Genomic DNA, 16,600 nt, shown 5'->3' on the forward strand with positions numbered 1-16,600 from the left:
CCGTGTCTCGTTCCGTGTGTCGTGCTGCGCCGGGCCGGCCGCGCCGCGGGGCCCGTCGCCCATCCTGCTAGGTCGTGGCCCGCGCCGTCGAGTCGCTCCCGGTCCTCGGTCGGTCGGCTGCACCCTCGGCCGACCTGCCCGGCCGGTGCCCCGCCGCCTCGCCCGCGCGGGACCAGGCGGCCGCGACGCGCACCGCGTCGGCCGACGCGCGGACGGCGTGGACCCGCACGCACCACGCGCCCGCCGCGGCGGCGAGCGTCGTGATCGCGGCGGTCGCGTCGTCGCGCAGCAGGGGCGGCACGGGCTGCCCGTCGGAGCGCGCGAGCAGGTGCCCCAGGAACCGCTTGCGGGACGCGCCGACGAGCACGGGCAGCCCGAGCTCCTCGAGCTCGCCGAGGCGGGCGAGCAGGGGCCAGTTGGACGACCCGGCCTTGGAGAAGCCCAGGCCGGGGTCGAGGACGACCTGGTCGCGCCGCACCCCGGCCGCCAGGAGCGCGTCCACGCGCACGGCGAGCTCGTCGCGCACGTCCGTGACGACGTCGTCGTAGTCCTCGAGGTCGTCCATGACGTCGGCGTGGCCGCGCCAGTGCATGCAGACGTACGCGACGCCGGTGCGTGCGACCACGTCGGCCATGGCCGGGTCAGCGAGTCCGCCCGAGACGTCGTTGACGATCCGCGCGCCCGCCTCGACCGCACGCTCGGCGACGACGGCGCGCGTCGTGTCGACGCTCACGACCGCGCCCTCCGCGGCGAGCGCGGAGATCACCGGCAGCACGCGCGCGAGCTCTGCCTCGACGGGGACGCGGCCCGCACCGGGGCGGGTCGACTCGCCGCCCACGTCGAGGATGTCCGCGCCCTCGCCCAGCAGCTCGCGCCCGTGCGCGATCGCGGCGTCCGGCTCGTACCACTCGCCGCCGTCGGAGAACGAGTCCGGCGTGACGTTGACGACGCCCATGACGAGCGTGCGGCCGACGTCGGCCAGCTCCTCGAGCCCGGCGACCACGACGCGGTCCACGGGACTAGCGCCCCAGGATGAGGCTCATCGCCTCGGCCCGCGTCGCGCCGTCGCGCATCTGGCCGCGCACGGCAGACGTCACCGTGCGCGACCCCGGCTTGCGCACGCCGCGCATCGACATGCACAGGTGCTCGCACTCCACGACGACGATCGCGCCGCGGGGCTGGAGGTGCTCCACGAGCGCGTCCGCGACCTGCGACGTGAGCCGCTCCTGGACCTGCGGGCGGCGCGCGAAGACCTCGACGAGGCGCGCGAGCTTCGACAGGCCGGTGATGCGGCCGTCGACGTTGGGGATGTAGCCGATGTGCGCGACGCCGTGGAACGGCACGAGGTGGTGCTCGCACGTCGAGTACACCTCGATGTCCTTGACGAGCACCATCTCCTCGTGACCGAGGTCGAAGGTCGTCGTGAGGACGTCCGCGGCCTCCTGGCGCAGGCCCGCGAAGATCTCGCGGTACGCGCGCGCCACGCGGGCGGGCGTGTCCCGCAGGCCCTCGCGGTCCGGGTCCTCCCCCACCGCGAGCAGCAGCTCGCGGACGGCGGCCTCGGCGCGCTCCTGGTCGTACGGCGGCACGTCCGCCGGGGCCCGCAGGTCCTCGGCCGCGCGGGCCCGCGTGATCGCGCTCGGTGCGGCGTCCCCGCCCGGAGCCTCGCCCATCAGTCCTGCCCCGGCTCGCGCACGTCGGTCGCGTCGACCGTGCCGTCGCGGCCGAGCGCCCGGTCGAGCGGGCTGTCGGCGGGGACCTCGCCGATGCGCTCGGGCGGCAGCTCGTCGTTCGCGGCCGCGGCCTCGTCCTGCGGGATCACCGGGGCGCCGTTCTGCGCCGCCTTCTCGGCGTCCGTGAGGACCGGCCCGCGCTGCGAGACGGCGCGCTGCTCGCTCGAGAGCCACACGTCGCGCGGGGCGCGCTTCTCGACGGGCGCGAAGACCCGCGCGAGCTCGGCCTGGTTGAGCGTCTCCTTCTCGAGGAGCTCGAGCACGAGCGCGTCGAGCACGTCGCGGTACTGCGTGAGCACCTCCCACGCCTCGTCGTGAGCGGCCTCGACGAGCTTGCGCACCTCGTGGTCGACCGTGCCCGCGACGGACTCGGAGTAGTCGCGCTGGTGGCCCATGTCGCGACCGAGGAACGGCTCGCCCGAGCCCGTGCCGAGCTTGATCGCGCCGACGCGCTCGCTCATGCCGTACTCGGTGACCATCTTGCGCGCGATCGCGGTCGCCTTCTCGATGTCGTTCGAGGCGCCCGTCGTCGGGTCGTGGAACACGAGCTCCTCGGCGACACGGCCGCCCATGGCGTACGCGAGCTGGTCCAGCAGCTCGTTGCGCGTCGTGGAGTACTTGTCCTCGGTCGGCATGACCATCGTGTACCCGAGCGCACGGCCGCGCGGCAGGATCGTCACCTTGGTGACCGGGTCCGTGTAGCGCATCGCCGCGGCGACGAGGGCGTGGCCGCCCTCGTGGTACGCCGTGATCTTCTGCTCCTTGACGTTCATGACGCGCGTGCGCTTCTGCGGGCCGGCCACGACGCGGTCGATCGCCTCGTCGAGCGCGCGGTCGTCGATGAGCTGGGCACCGCTGCGCGCGGTGAGGAGCGCGGCCTCGTTGAGCACGTTCGCGAGGTCCGCGCCGGTGAAGCCCGGGGTGCGGCGCGCGACCGCGGCGAGGTCGATCTCGGGGACGATCGGCTTGCCCTGGGCGTGCACGCGCAGGATCGCCTCGCGGCCCTTGAGGTCGGGGGCCTCCACGGCGACCTGGCGGTCGAAGCGGCCCGGGCGCAGGAGCGCCGGGTCGAGGATGTCGGGGCGGTTCGTCGCCGCGATGAGGATGACGTTCGTCTTGACGTCGAACCCGTCCATCTCGACGAGGAGCTGGTTGAGCGTCTGCTCGCGCTCGTCGTGACCGCCGCCCATGCCGGCGCCGCGATGGCGGCCGACGGCGTCGATCTCGTCGACGAAGATGATCGCGGGCGAGTTCTCCTTGGCCTGGGTGAACAGGTCGCGGACGCGGCTCGCGCCGACGCCGACGAACATCTCGACGAAGTCCGAGCCGGAGATCGAGTAGAACGGCACGCCCGCCTCGCCGGCCACGGCGCGCGCGAGCAGCGTCTTGCCCGTCCCGGGCGGGCCGTAGAGCAGCACGCCCTTGGGGATCTTGGCCCCGACGGCCTGGAACTTGTCCGGCTCCGCGAGGAACTCCTTGATCTCGTGGAGCTCCTCGACCGCCTCGTCCGCGCCGGCGACGTCCGCGAACGTCACCTGCGGGGTGTCCTTGGAGACGAGCTTGGCGCGCGACTTGCCGAAGCCCATGACGCGCGAGCCGCCGCCCTGCATGCGCGAGAGCAGGAACCAGAACAGCACGCCGATGATGAGGAACGGGATGAGCAGCCCGAGCAGGGACGACCAGAACGACGGCTGCGCGACCTCGGAGTTGTACCCGTCCTTCGGCTCCGCCGCGACGACCGCGTCGACCACGGCCTCGCCCTGGGGCTGGACGTAGTAGAACTCGACGTTCTTGCCCTTGTTCTCCTCGGTGTCCGTGCCCTCGTCGACCACGTAGTCGTCGGACAGCGTGAGGCGCACGCGCTGGTCGCCGTCCACGATGAGGGCCTGCTCGACCGTGTCGCCCGAGAGCAGCTCGAGGCCCTGGGACGTGTCGATGCGCTGCACCGTCGGGCGCGACAGCGTCGCGAACGCGATCCACAGGATCACGAGGCCCAGGACGATCCAGACGATCGGCCCACTGAGAATCTTCTTGATGTTCATCGGCGACGGGGCGTGCGCCCCGGATCCCTCCGCTCGCGCAAGTGTTCGGGCTCGAAACTACACTCTGGACCTTGACGCCTGCTGGGGATCACGCCTCTGTTCGCCCAGGGCGTGGCCCGCGTCCCCTGGGCGCGCGCGACGAGCGCCCGGAGACGGGACGCCACCGCGGCGACGGGCGGCCCCGCCTCCCGTTCAGCTCGAGTACACGTGGGGCGCGAGGGTCCCGACGAACGGCAGGTTGCGGTACTTCTCCGCGTAGTCGAGGCCGTAGCCCACGACGAACTCGTTGGGGATGTCGAACCCGACGTACCGGACGTCGACGTCCGTCTTCGCCGCGTCGGGCTTGCGCAGCATCGCCGCGATCTCGACCGACGCCGGTCCGCGCGAGCGCAGGTTCGACAGGAGCCAGGAGAGCGTGAGCCCCGAGTCGATGATGTCCTCGACGATGAGCACGTTACGGCCCGTGAGGTCGGCGTCGAGGTCCTTGAGGATCCGCACGACGCCCGACGACTTGGTGCCCGAGCCGTACGACGAGACCGCCATCCAGTCCATCTCGACATGGCTGTGCAGGCGGCGCGCGAGGTCTGCCATGACCATGACCGCGCCCTTGAGGACGCCCACGAGCAGGAGGTCCTTGCCCGCGTAGTCGCGGTCGATCTGCTCGGCGATCTCGTCGAGCCGCGCACCGAGCTGCTCCTCGGTGAGCAGGATGTTCTCGAGGTCGCCTGCGACGTCCGATGCTTCCACGGGGGTCACTCCTGAGGTGTGGGGGTGGTGGGGGTGGTGAGGGTTCGCGGGGGGATCCTGCGCCGGGGCGTCGTCTCGCGGCCCAGGGAAAGCCTGCCACACGCGCGCGCGGCCCTCAGGTCGCCCGGCAGGTGCACGGGCCCCTGGCCGCGCCACGCCGTCACGAGCGCGTCGAGCGCGGCGACGTGCACGGCGAAGAGGTCGCTCGGGGGGCAGCCCGCGCGCAGCGCCGCCGTCCGCAGCGCCCGACGACGCAGGGCCGGGTGCGCGGCGGCGAGCACCTCGGCGTCGAGCACGACGTCGTCGGGGCCCGATGCCGCGGGCCCGCGTGCCGGGCCGTCCTCGCCGGCGCCCGGGGACGCGACGAGGGCGGTCGCGAGGAGGTCCGCGGCGAGCGCGTCGAGCAGGTCGGCGTCGTCGCGCAGGAGATCCGCGGTCCGCGCGAGCGCCGGCACCGCCCCGGGCCCGAGCACGTCGACGAGCGCGGGCACGACGCGGCCGCGCACCTGCGAGCGCAGGGGCACGGCGTCGTCCGGCGGCGCCGCCGCGTCGCCCGGCACGTCGTTGGTCGGGTCGTCCCACCACGCGAGCCCGAGCGTGCGGCACACGGCCTCGGTGTGCGCGCGCCGCAGCGCGAGGAACGGGCGCCGGTGGACGCCGCGTCGCGCCGGCATCCCCGCGAGCGAGCGGGCGCCCGCGCCGCGGGCGAGCCCGAGCAGCACCGTCTCCGCCTGGTCGTCGAGCGTGTGGCCCAGGAGCACCGCGACGGCGCCGTGCTCGGTCGCCGCGGCGTCGAGCGCCGCATACCGGGCCGTGCGCGCGTCGGCCTCCGGACCGTCGCCGGACGCCGGCACGACGACGCGGCGCACCACCACCGGGTCGAGCCCCAGCCCGCGGCAGCGCTCCGCGGCGTCCGCCGCGACGCCCGCGCTGCCGGCCTGGAGTCCGTGGTCCACGACGACGGCGCCCGCGCGCAGCCCGAGCCGGGGCGCCACGAACGCGGTCGCGGCCGCGAGCGCCGTCGAGTCGGCGCCGCCCGAGCACGCGACGAGGACGAGGTCGCCCGGGTGCAGGTCGTCGAGCGTGCGACGCACGGCGCGGCGCGCGGCGGCGACGACGGGCGCCGGCCCGCCCACGGGCTCAGCCGTGGACGCGGCGCACCCAGGCGCGCGCGTCGGCGATCTCGCGGGCGGTCGGCAGGTTCTCGGGCACCGCCCACACGGCGTTGAACCCGTCGCGCCCGACCTCCTTCTCGACCGCGCGCACGAACGCCGCGCCGTCGCGGTACTGGGCGATCTTGGCGTCCATGCCGAGCACACGACGGAGCACGACGTCGAACCCGGACCGCCCCTCGCCGTCGCGCCGGGCCTCGAACTTGCGCCGGATGCTCCGCACCGTGCGCACGGTGCGCGGCCCGACGGCGTCCATCGCCACGTCGGCGTGCCCCTCCAGCAGCGCCATGACGGCCGTGACGTCGGCGAGGCGGTCCTGCTCCTCGGGCGTGAGGAGACCGTCGACGAACGTCGAGCCCTCACCGCGGACCGCGTGGAGGACGGCGCGGCCCACGGTCGCGAGCTTCTCGCGCAGCCGCGCCTCGGCGAGCCGGCGCGACGACGCCGAGAGCTCGGTGAGGAGGGCGTTCGCGCGCGCGCGCAGGTGGTCGGCGAGCCACGGCGCGGCGGCGAACTGCAGCGCGTGGGTCTGCTCGTGCAGGCACACCCAGAGGCGGAAGTCGGCGGGCCTCAGGTCCAGGGCGCGCTCGACCTGCAGGACGTTCGGCGCCACGAGCACCAGCCGCCCGGGCGAGCCGGTGGCCGCGAGCGACGGCCCGTCGTCGGGCACGACGCCGGCCGCGGGCGCGGCGCCGCCCAGCCCGCTGTACGGGTCGAACTGGCCGAGGACCCGGCTGGACAGGACCGCGAGGACCGACCCGACCTGGGCGGCGCCGACGAGCGCCGTCGTCTGCGGGACGCGCCCTCGCTCGCCGACGAGCGCGTCGGCCACGCCGTCGGTGAGCGACGCCATGATCTCGGTGTTGGCGCGGGCCCAGCGCGCGCGGTCCACGACGTACACGGTGCCGAGCCCGGTCGTCGGCCCGCCCCCGGCGGGCGTCATGCGCGTCACGTCCAGGACGTGCGGCACGGCGTCCTGCGCCGCGGTGCGCAGCCCTTCGACGAGGTCGGCCAGCTCGTCGCGCGACGCCTGCGGGCCCGGGCGCGCGAGCCGGCCCGCGACCTGCGCGGCGGCCGACCAGTCGACGATCGAGGTGTCGCCGCGTGACGGGTCGCTGCCCGATCGGCCGTCCTGCTCGACGAGTGTCACCGTCTCACCGTATCCCGGGCCCCTGCGGCTCGGGCGACGGGCCCGGGGGCGGGGGCCGACGCGGGTCAAGCGGTGCAGCCGCACTCCGCGAGCGAGGCGACGAAGTCGTCGAAGATGAGGCGCGCGCCGTACGTGCCCCCGTCGGGGACCGCGTCGGCCATGAGGGAGAACACGAGGAGGCGGTCGTCGGCCGTGACGACCGTGCCCGCGAGCGAGGTGACGTTCGGCAGGCTGCCGGTCTTCGCGCGCACGACGCCGCGGCCCGCGTTCTCCAGGTAGCGCTCGCCGAGGGTCCCCGACAGGCCGGCGACCGGCAGCCCGACGGCACCGGGCCGCAGCTGCGGGTGCGCCGGGTCCGCGAGCAGGCCGACGACCTCGTCGAGCTGCGCGGGCGTGAGGACCGACCCGTCGCCGAGGCCCGACAGGTCCGCGAGCGCCGCGCCCGTGAGGTCGACGCCGAGGCCCTCGACGGCGGACCGGACGGCCTGGGTCGCGCCCGCGGCGGAGCCGGGCAGCCCCGCGTCGATCGCGACGACCCGGCCCACCACCTCCGTGATGGTGTTGTCGGAGTGCTGCAGGAGGTACGCGACGACCTCGCTCAGCGGCGCGGACTCCACCTCGCCGACCGTGCGCCCGTCGTCGGGCGCCGGGGCGCGCGCCACGTCGCCCGTCACGGTGATCCCCCGCTCGGCGAGCGCGGCGACGAACGCGTCGGCGGCCGCCATCGCCGGGTCCTCGGCGCGCGGCGCGTACTCCTCGTCCTCGAGCCGCGCGATGTCGACGGCGAGCGCGGCGACGGGTGCGACGTAGCCGTTGCGCACGCTCGCCGGGTCGACCGTGGGCGCGACCGGGGCGCCCGTGAAGAGCGTGTCGTCGAGGCGCAGCCCGACCGTCGTGCGGCCCGTCAGCCGGAGCTCGTCCGCGACCTGTTCCGCGAGGTCGCCGAGGCCAGCCCGTCCGTCGACCGCCGTCGGGTCCCCCGCGCCGGCGGCGAGCATCATGTCGCCGCCGCCCACGAGGTAGAGGGTCTCCTGGCCTTCCAGCACGACCCGCGTCGGGAGGGTCGCGTGCGCCCCGGGAGACGTGAGCGCCGCCGCCGCGGTGAGCGTCTTGAGCGTCGACGCCGGCACGTGGCCCACGCCGTCGCCGCTCGCCCCGAGCACGTCCCCCGTGGCGGCGTCGGTCACGAGGACGCCGACGCGCGGCCCGAGCCGGGTGTCCGCCGCGAGGTCGTCCACGAGCTCCTGCACGGTGCCGACCGCGGGGACGGGCGCCGCGTCGTCGAGCGGAGGGAGCTCGGCCTCGAGCGGGGGCGCCGTGACGGCGCCCGGCGCCTCGGGGAACGGGTTCGGCTCGGGGTACGGCTCCGCGGTCGTCAGCACGCCGGGGACGACGTCGTACGCGTCCGCCACGGCGTAGCCGCCCGCGAGGGCGAGCACGACACCGACGGCGACGCCCGCCCGTGCGCCCCGGCCCATGCGTCTCCCTCGGTCCGTCCCGTCCGGGCGCGCCTGCTCGGCACCGGTGGGCACCGGTGCCTCCACGGGGACGTCGGGTGCGGGCACGTGCGCATTATCACTCAGCCCGCCCGCCCGGGAGCCCGGTGGAAGCCCTCTCGTGCGGACGTCACGTGTCACACTAGTTCCCGCACGACGGCGTGGTCCGTCGTCCACAGACCCAGCCACCGCCCGAGCGTCGCGGTGCCGGTACGACTGGAGGAAGCAGTGGAGTTCGACGTCACGATCGAGATCCCCAAGGGGCAGCGCAACAAGTACGAGGTGGACCACGCGACCGGTCGTATCCGCCTCGACCGCATGCTCTTCACCTCGACGAGGTACCCGGACGACTACGGGTTCATCGAGGGGACGCTCGGCGAGGACGGCGACCCGCTGGACGCGCTCGTCCTGCTCGAGGAGCCCACGTTCCCCGGCTGCCTCATCCGCTGCCGCGCGCTCGGCATGTTCCGCATGCGCGACGAGGCCGGCGGCGACGACAAGGTGCTCTGCGTCCCGACGGGCGACCAGCGCGCCGCGTGGCGCCAGGACATCGACGACGTCTCCGACTTCCACCGCCTGGAGATCCAGCACTTCTTCGAGGTCTACAAGGACCTCGAGCCCGGCAAGTCCGTCGAGGGTGCCCACTGGGTCGGCCGCGCCGACGCCGAGGCCGAGATCGAGCGCTCGCTCCAGCGCGCCATCGACTCCGGGTACCACACGCCGGGCCACTGACGCCCGGCGCTCGATCCCTGGCACGGCGGCCGCCCACCCTTCGAGGTGGGCGGCCGCCGTCGTCTGCCGACGTCACGACGGAGGCCTACGGGCGCCCCGCGTACGGCATCGCGTCGGCCCAGCGCATCGCGACCTCGTGCACGGGGCTGCCGGGCTGGCGGGCCTCGATCATCCTGCCGTTCCCGGTGTACATCGCGACGTGGCGGATGGTCGACGGGTTCGAGGTGTCGTTCGCGTAGAAGATGAGGTCGCCCGGTCGGAGCCGGTCGTAGGAGATCTTCTGCACGCGCTGGTACTGCGACCGCGACGTGCGGGTGATGTCCACGCCCGCGGCCGCCCACGCGCGCGACGTGAGGCCCGAGCAGTCGTAGCCCGGCCCCGTCCCGCCGAACACGTACGGGGCGCCGATCTTGGTGCGCGCCCACGCGACGGCGGCCTGACCCTGCGCCGCGCTCCCGACTCCGGTGCCCGGGGGCGGCGCGACGGCCGGAGGCGGATCCGGTGTCGGCGCGGGAGACGGGTTCGGCGCGGGCGCGGGGGCCGGCGCCGGCGCCGGCGCGGGCGCGGGCGCGGGTGCGGGTGCAGGAGACGAGTCCTCCGGTGGCGGGCTGCTCACCGGGGGCGTCGCGGGGCCGCCCGACGACGTCCCGGTCGCCGGGGTCTCGACCCGTGCCCGCGCGGCTGTCTCGCGCTCGGCCGCGGCCTGCGCGTCGAGGGCGTCCTGGCGCTGTCGCTCGACGTCGACGCTCGTGGCCCGTGCGCGGGCGAGCTCGGCGAGGAGCGCCTCACGCCGGGTGGCGGACTCCTGCAGGGCGTCGTCGAGCGCGTCGGACGAGACCTGGGCGGCAGCGAGCGCGTCGCGCGCGCGGTCCTCGACCTCGCCCTGGTGCGCGAGCGCCGCGTCGGCCCGGGCGCGGGCGGTGTCGGCGACGGCGCGAGCCGTCGCGTGCGCGTCGACCGCGCGTCCCGCGGTGCGGCCCGCGACGCGCTCGGCGTTCTCGCGCTCGACGACCTGGTCCACCCCGTCCGCGTCGAGGACGGCGCGCAGCGCGTCGAGGTCGGTGGAGCCCTGCCGGGACGCGCGGAAGAGCGCACCCACCGCGGCGCGCGCGTCCGACTCGCCCGTGCGGGCGGTCGTGAGCGCCGCCTGCGCCTCGCGGACCTCCGCGTCGGCCTCGGCGAGCGCGTCCTGCGCGGCGGCGTACTCCTCCGCCGCGGTCTCGACGGCCGCCTCTGCGGCGGACTGCCGGTCCCGCAGCGACGCCAGCTCGCGCTCGACGGACTCGACGTCCCGGGCTGCGCCGTCCGCGGCCTCGCGCGCCGCACGGACGTCGTCGTCCGACGGCGGGTCGGACGACGCGGAGGGCGCGAGGCCGACGCCGAGCACGAGCGCGAGCGCGCCGGCGGCTCCCACGGAGGCCAGACGGCGGCGCGCCGCGCGGTGGCGCGGCGCGGTCGCCGCGCCACCTGGCACGGCGGCGCTCGCCGTGTCGTCCGCTGCGGCCCGGCTCCGGTCCTGGTCGCTCATCACACCTCCTCGACACACCGTCCGGCGTGTCCCGTTGACAGCACCCGCACGAGTCTGCCCAGAACGTCCGTGACGCGCCATCGGAACGGCGCCGCCGTTCTCAGGATGTGGTCTCGCATCGCGAGACGCCTCTGTCGGACCGTGCGGAACGCGCCTAGCCTCACGAGCATGTCCCGTCGAATGTGTCGCTGATCCCAGCGCACGTTCGCCTGCCCGCGAGCCGTCGTCGACGACGCCCTCGCCGTGGCATCCCGTCCCGCGTGCGCCCCTCGCCGCGGTCGACGGCCGGCATCCCGCCCTCCCGTCCCCCGCGGCACCCGAACACCCGGCGCGCCGTGCGCCGTCCCACCCACCACCCCGCAGGAGAGCACCATGAGCACCGAGAACGCCCCCGCCTGGTCCTTCGAGACGCGCCAGGTCCACGCCGGCCAGACCGCCGACCCGACGACCGGCGCCCGTGCGCTGCCGATCTACCAGACCACGTCGTTCGTCTTCCCCGACGCGTCGGTGGCGGCCGACCGGTTCGCCCTCAAGGACCTCGGTCCGATCTACACGCGCATCGGCAACCCGACCCAGGAGGTCGTGGAGAACCGCATCGCCTCGCTCGAGGGCGGCGTCGGCGCGCTCCTCCTCGCGTCCGGGCAGGCCGCGACGACGTTCGCGATCCTCAACGTCGCCGAGGCGGGCGACCACGTCGTCGCGTCCCCGAGCCTGTACGGGGGCACGTACAACCTGCTGCAGTACTCGCTCGCCAAGCTCGGCGTCGAGACGACGTTCGTCGCCGACCCGCACGACCCGCAGGCCTGGCGCGACGCCGTGCGCCCGAACACGAAGCTGTTCTTCGGCGAGACGATCCCGAACCCGCAGGCCGACGTCCTCGACATCGAGGCCGTCGCGGCGGTGGCGCACGAGGTGGGCGTGCCGCTGATCGTCGACAACACCGTGGCGACCCCCTACCTGCTGCGGCCGCTCGAGCACGGGGCGGACGTCGTCGTGCACTCGGCGACGAAGTACCTGGGCGGGCACGGCTCCGCGATCGGCGGGGTGATCGTCGACGGCGGCTCGTTCGACTACGCGGCCCACCCGGAGCGGTTCCCGAACTACAACACGCCCGACCCGTCGTACAACGGCCTCGTCTACGCGCGCGACCTCGGCGTGGACGGCATCCTCGGGGCGAACCTCGCCTACGTGCTCAAGGCGCGCGTCCAGCTCCTGCGCGACCTGGGCTCCGCGATCTCGCCGTTCAACGCGTTCCTCATCGCGCAGGGCATCGAGACACTGTCGCTGCGCGTGGAGCGCCACGTCGCCAACGCGCAGAAGGTCGCGGAGTGGCTCGAGGCGCGCGACGACGTCCGCACCGTGCACTACGCCGGGCTGGCGTCGAGCCCGTGGCACGCGAACGCGCAGAAGTACCTGCCGCGCGGCGCCGGCGCGGTCCTCGCGTTCGAGCTCGACGGCGGCAGCGAGGCCGGCCAGGCCTTCGTCTCGGCGCTGCAGCTCCACTCGAACGTCGCGAACATCGGCGACGTCCGCTCGCTCGTCATCCACCCCGCATCGACGACGCACAGCCAGCTCACGCCCGAGGAGCAGGCGCAGTCCGGCGTCACGCCGGGCCTCGTCCGCCTCGCCGTCGGCATCGAGCACGTGGACGACATCCTCGCCGACCTGGAGCTGGGGTTCACCGCCGCCAAGTCCGCGCTGGACGCCTGAGCGGCAGCGTCCGCACGCGCCGCAGAACGACGACGAGGACTGCGATGACGGATCTGGACAGCCGGGGCGCCCTGCGCGCCCCGGCCGTACAGTGGCCGACGGTGAGCCCTGTGAACGACGACCTCCTCTCCCCCGCCCCCGACGCCTGGCGCGGCCCCCGGCCGGACGCCTCGGGGCGCGGCGTCGCGCCGTCGCGCGCGCGGGTGAAGGCTCCGGTCCCCGCGACCGGCGCCTGGCGGGACGGGGACCCGGTGGGGCGGCGGAAGTTCGCCGACGTCGGCACGTTCGACCTGGAGTCCGGCGCCCGCCTGCCCGACGTCCGCGTCGCGTACGAGACGTGGGGCACGCTCGCCCCGGACGGGTCGAACGCGGTCCTCGTCCTGCACGCCCTCACCGGCGACTCCCACGTCAGCGGTCCTGCCGGCGAGGGTCACGCCACCGCGGGCTGGTGGGAGTCGCTCGTGGGACCGGGCGCGCCGATCGACACCGACCGCTGGTTCGTCGTCGCGCCCAACGTGCTCGGCGGGTGCCAGGGCACCACGGGCCCCGCCTCCCCCGCGCCCGACGGGCGTCCCTGGGGCAGCCGCTTCCCGCGCGTCACGACGCGCGACCAGGTCGCGGTCGAGATCGAGCTCGCCCGGTCGCTCGGCATCACGTCGTGGGCGTTCGTCGTCGGCGCCTCGATGGGCGGGCACCGCGTCCTCGAGTGGGCGCTGCTGGGACCGGAGGCGGGGATCGACGTCGTCTCGCTCGCCGCGATCGCGACGACCGCGCAGACGACCGGAGACCAGATCGCGTGGGCGCACCCCCAGCTCGGCGCGGTCCGCGCCGACCCCGGGTTCCGCGGCGGGGACTACTACGACGCCGCGGACGGCGAGGGCCCGCACGTCGGGCTCGGCATCGCGCGGCAGATCGCGCACACGACCTACCGCTCCGCGCGCGAGCTCGACGAGCGGTTCGGCCGGCTCCCGCAGGGCGGCGAGGACCCGTTCACCGACGGCCGGTACGCCGTGCAGTCGTACCTCGACCACCACGGCGACAAGCTCGCGCGCCGCTTCGACGCGAACTCGTACGTCGTGCTCACCGAGTCGATGCTCACGCACGACCTCGGCCGCGACCGCGGCGGCGTCGAGGCGGCGCTCGCGCAGATCACCGCGCACGCGCTCGTCGTCGCGGTCGACACGGACCGGCTCTTCCTGCCCGCTGACTGTGCGCGCATCGCGGCCGGGATCCCGGGTGCCGAACCGCTGCGCACGCTCACGAGCGACTTCGGGCACGACGGGTTCCTCATCGAGTTCGACCAGCTCGGCCCCATCGTGGCGGACTTCCTCGGCGAGCCGGCGCGCGTCCGCGACTGACCGGTCGACCGACCTGTCCACGAGGCGGTGCCGTGGCGGGCGTGGCCGTCCCGCCCTGGCACGATGAGCAGATGGACGGCGACGTGACCGAGGCGGCCCAGCACCTGCGCACCCAGTGGGACCGGCTCGACCGGTGGCTGCGCGACCTCGGGGGCGAGCTCGACCGTGACGCCGGCCGTGCGAGCGTTCTCGACGGCTGGACCGTCGGCGAGCTGGTCACCCACCTCGGCCGGGTCATGGAGACCCTGGCGCTGTGCGGGCCGGTGCCCGCCGGGACGGTGCCCCTGACGCTCGCGGAGTACCTCGGCACGTACCCGGAGCGCGCGGAGGAGATCGAGCGCTCGACACGGGCCCTCGACGAGGAGATCGCGGACGACCGCCTCGGACGCGTCCAGGCCTTCGCCGCGGCAGGCTTCTCCCGGCTCGACGAGCTCCGGGGCCAGCACGTGGTGCAGGCGCGCCGCGGGCCCATCACCCTCCAGGACATGGTGCGCTCACGGGTCCTCGAGCTCGTCGTCCACGCCGACGACCTCGCGCGCACGTTCCCGGGCGTGGTCGCCGACCCGGTGGACCGCGGCGCGCTCGACGCCGTCGCGGCCGAGCTGCTGCACGTCGTCGTCACGCGCGGGGGCTGGGCGCTCGAGGTACGCGACCCGCGCCTGTGGCTGCGGCTCGCGTGCGGCCGCGTCCCCTACGACGTCGACGAGCTCGCGCGGGCCCTCGAGCCCGTGCACACCTCCGAGGCGGTCCCCGACCTCGGCCGGATGCTCCCGCTGCTCTGACGAGCGGTCGTCGCAGGACAAGGTGACGCGCCGCACCCGGGTCCCCGTGGTCGAGGCGCAGGCAGGACCGTAGGTTGGGGGCATGCTCGCCGCCTACGCCGACCATCTCGACGCCGACGACCCCCTGGCCGGGCTGGTCGTCGGGGAACGTCCCGAGCCCGAGCCTCACGAGCACTGGACGACCGTCGACGTGCGCGCCGCGTCGCTCAACCACCACGACCTGTGGTCGCTGCGCGGGGTCGGGCTGCCCTCCGACCGGCTCCCCATGATCCTCGGGACCGACGCCGCGGGCGTCGCCCCCGACGGCAGCGAGGTCGTCGTGCACGCGGTGATCGGGGCGGACGGGCACGGTGTCGGGCCGACGGAGCGTCGGTCGTTGCTCTCCGAGCGCTACCCCGGCACGCTCGCCGAGCGCGTCGCCGTCCCGACGCACAACCTCGTCCCCAAGCCCTCGGAGCTGACGTTCGTCGAGGCGGCCTGCGTGCCGACCGCCTGGCTGACCGCGTACCGCATGCTCTTCACCGCCGGTCGTGCCGCGCCCGGGGACCGCGTGCTCGTCCAGGGCGCGGGCGGCGGCGTCGCGACGGCGGCCGTCGCGCTGGGCGCCGCCGCCGGGCTCGAGGTGTGGGTCACGTCCCGCTCGGCCGCCAAGCGCGCGGGGGCCGCCCGGCTCGGGGCGGCCGCGACGTTCGAGCCCGGCGCGCGTCTGCCCGCGCCGGTCGACGTCGTCGTGGAGACCGTCGGCCAGGCGACCTGGCGCCACTCGCTGCGCTCGGTGCGTCCGGGCGGGACCGTCGTCGTCGCCGGAGCGACGAGCGGGGACGCGTCGCCCGCCGAGCTGACCCGCGTCTTCTTCCACGAGATCCGCGTCCAGGGCGTGACGATGGGGTCGCGCGACGACCTCGCGGCGCTGCTGCGGTTCCTCGCGCGGAGCGAGGTGCGGCCCGTCGTCGACCAGGTGCTGCCCCTCGCGCGCGCACGTGACGGGCTCGCGCGACTCGCCGCCGGGGAGCAGTTCGGCAAGGTGGTGCTCACGCCGTGACGTCGCCCGGCTGGGGTCCGGACGTCCTCGGCGCCGGGTACGAGCAGTGCACGGTCGAGCTGGATCCCGACGACGAGGGCGAGGTCGTCGTGACCGTGGTCCGCCACGCGCCGGCGACCGACGAACCGATCCGTCCCGCACGCGCGGTGCTCTACGTCCACGGCTGGAGCGACTACTTCTTCCAGACCGAGCTCGCCGAGACCTGGCACGCGCTCGGCGCGGCGTTCTACGCCGTCGACCTCCGCAAGTACGGGCGCAGCCTGCGCCCCCACCAGACGCCCGGGTACGTCGACCACCTCACGGAGTACGACCCCGACATCGCCGCCGCGCTCGACCTCGTCCGGGCGGACCTCGGCCCGCACGCCGCGATCATGCTCATGGGTCACTCCACCGGTGGGCTCGTCGCGGCGCTCTGGGCGCACCGGCACCCGGGGGTCGTGCGCGGACTGGTGCTCAACAGCCCGTGGCTCGAGCTCCAGGGGTCGTCGGTCGCCCGGACCGTCTCCGGACCCGCCATCCGGCAGCTCGCGCGCTTCCAGCCGCGGACCCCGCTGCCGAACGTCGACCCGGGCTACTACGCCCGCACGCTGCGCGACCGCGACGACGGCACCTGGGTCATCGACGACGCCTGGCGGCCCGTCCCGTCGTTCCCCGTCCGCGCCGGCTGGCTGCGTGCGGTCATCTCGGGCCACGCCCGCGTCGCGGCCGGGCTCGCCATCGACTGCCCCGTGCTCGTGCTCCTCGCGGAGAAGTCGCTGTTCAGCACCCGATGGTCCGAGGACATGCGCTCCGCCGACATCGTGCTCGACGTCGAGCCGCTGGCGCGCCGCGCCGCGCACCTGGGACGGGTCGTCACCATCGTCAGGATCCCCGGCGGGATGCACGACCTCTCCCTCTCCGCGCCCGAGCCGCGGGCGCGGTTCTTCGCGGAGATCGTGCGCTGGTCGGCGGCCTACGGCTGGGCCTGACGTCGACGACCAGAGACCGCCCAGCTCGAGAATCACGGCTCTACCGTACCGACCGCGGTTCTATCTCGGCCGACCGCGGTTCTACCTCGGCCGACCATGGTTCTACCCCGGGTAGCCAGGGTGTCTGTGGGTGGGTATGC

General features: G+C 75.1%; 14 protein-coding genes. 6 read left to right on the forward strand and 8 right to left on the reverse strand.

The window, feature by feature from the left end:
* Positions 1–67: 67 nt before the first annotated feature.
* From folP to dacB, 7 genes are all read right to left on the reverse strand, one after another.
* Positions 68–955 carry a dihydropteroate synthase gene (gene folP / locus JN535_RS17415; RefSeq protein ID WP_205207093.1) on the reverse strand — a complete coding sequence of 296 codons (888 nt, stop codon included), beginning with the start codon at positions 953–955 and terminating at the stop codon, positions 68–70.
* A gap of 64 nt (positions 956–1,019) precedes the next feature.
* Positions 1,020–1,673, reverse strand: a complete 654-nt coding sequence (gene folE / locus JN535_RS17420; RefSeq protein WP_240201362.1) for a GTP cyclohydrolase I FolE — start codon at positions 1,671–1,673, stop codon at positions 1,020–1,022.
* Entirely contained in the window at positions 1,673–3,775 is a 2,103-nt protein-coding gene (gene ftsH / locus JN535_RS17425) for an ATP-dependent zinc metalloprotease FtsH (protein WP_205207039.1), read from the reverse strand. Before ftsH ends, folE begins: the two co-directional genes overlap by 1 nt.
* A gap of 192 nt (positions 3,776–3,967) precedes the next feature.
* Positions 3,968–4,522, reverse strand: a complete 555-nt coding sequence (hpt, locus tag JN535_RS17430; protein ID WP_205207040.1) for a hypoxanthine phosphoribosyltransferase — start codon at positions 4,520–4,522, stop codon at positions 3,968–3,970.
* Between the two features lie 5 nt (positions 4,523–4,527).
* The gene (gene tilS / locus JN535_RS17435; protein WP_205207046.1) at positions 4,528–5,658 is read right to left on the reverse strand and encodes a tRNA lysidine(34) synthetase TilS; all 1,131 of its coding nucleotides are present in this window, start codon (positions 5,656–5,658) and stop codon (positions 4,528–4,530) included.
* 4 nt (positions 5,659–5,662) lie between these two features.
* Positions 5,663–6,844 (reverse strand): zinc-dependent metalloprotease, encoded by a 1,182-nt coding sequence (locus tag JN535_RS17440; protein ID WP_307868898.1) that lies wholly within the window; start codon positions 6,842–6,844, stop codon positions 5,663–5,665.
* Positions 6,845–6,909: 65 nt separating this feature from the next.
* Entirely contained in the window at positions 6,910–8,409 is a 1,500-nt protein-coding gene (dacB, locus tag JN535_RS17445) for a D-alanyl-D-alanine carboxypeptidase/D-alanyl-D-alanine endopeptidase (RefSeq protein WP_307868900.1), read from the reverse strand.
* Between the two features lie 159 nt (positions 8,410–8,568).
* On the opposite strand from dacB, the gene JN535_RS17450 reads away from it, so the two are divergent.
* Entirely contained in the window at positions 8,569–9,072 is a 504-nt protein-coding gene (locus JN535_RS17450) for an inorganic diphosphatase (protein WP_034655165.1), read from the forward strand.
* An 85-nt stretch (positions 9,073–9,157) separates the two neighbouring features.
* On the opposite strand, the gene JN535_RS17455 is transcribed toward JN535_RS17450, so the two are convergent.
* On the reverse strand, positions 9,158–10,600 hold the full coding sequence (locus JN535_RS17455; protein WP_205207048.1) for a C40 family peptidase: 1,443 nt from the start codon (positions 10,598–10,600) through the stop codon (positions 9,158–9,160).
* A 372-nt stretch (positions 10,601–10,972) separates the two neighbouring features.
* Between JN535_RS17455 and JN535_RS17460 the strand changes: the two genes are divergently transcribed.
* From JN535_RS17460 to JN535_RS17480, 5 genes are all read left to right on the forward strand, one after another.
* Entirely contained in the window at positions 10,973–12,310 is a 1,338-nt protein-coding gene (locus JN535_RS17460; RefSeq protein WP_205207050.1) for a bifunctional o-acetylhomoserine/o-acetylserine sulfhydrylase, read from the forward strand.
* Positions 12,311–12,411: 101 nt separating this feature from the next.
* Positions 12,412–13,668: a homoserine O-acetyltransferase MetX gene (gene metX, locus JN535_RS17465; protein WP_374100524.1), complete on the forward strand. Its 1,257-nt coding sequence runs from the start codon at positions 12,412–12,414 to the stop codon at positions 13,666–13,668.
* Between the two features lie 71 nt (positions 13,669–13,739).
* Positions 13,740–14,450 (forward strand): maleylpyruvate isomerase N-terminal domain-containing protein, encoded by a 711-nt coding sequence (locus JN535_RS17470; protein ID WP_205207054.1) that lies wholly within the window; start codon positions 13,740–13,742, stop codon positions 14,448–14,450.
* A gap of 82 nt (positions 14,451–14,532) precedes the next feature.
* Positions 14,533–15,492, forward strand: coding sequence for a zinc-binding dehydrogenase (locus JN535_RS17475; RefSeq protein ID WP_205207056.1), 960 nt, complete (start codon positions 14,533–14,535; stop codon positions 15,490–15,492).
* Entirely contained in the window at positions 15,489–16,460 is a 972-nt protein-coding gene (locus JN535_RS17480; protein ID WP_205207058.1) for an alpha/beta hydrolase, read from the forward strand. The genes JN535_RS17475 and JN535_RS17480 overlap by 4 nt, the downstream gene beginning before the upstream one ends.
* Positions 16,461–16,600: the final 140 nt, after the last annotated feature.

The organism is Cellulosimicrobium cellulans (assembly GCF_016921195.1).
Taxonomy (GTDB): Bacteria; Actinomycetota; Actinomycetes; order Actinomycetales; family Cellulomonadaceae; genus Cellulosimicrobium; species Cellulosimicrobium cellulans_F.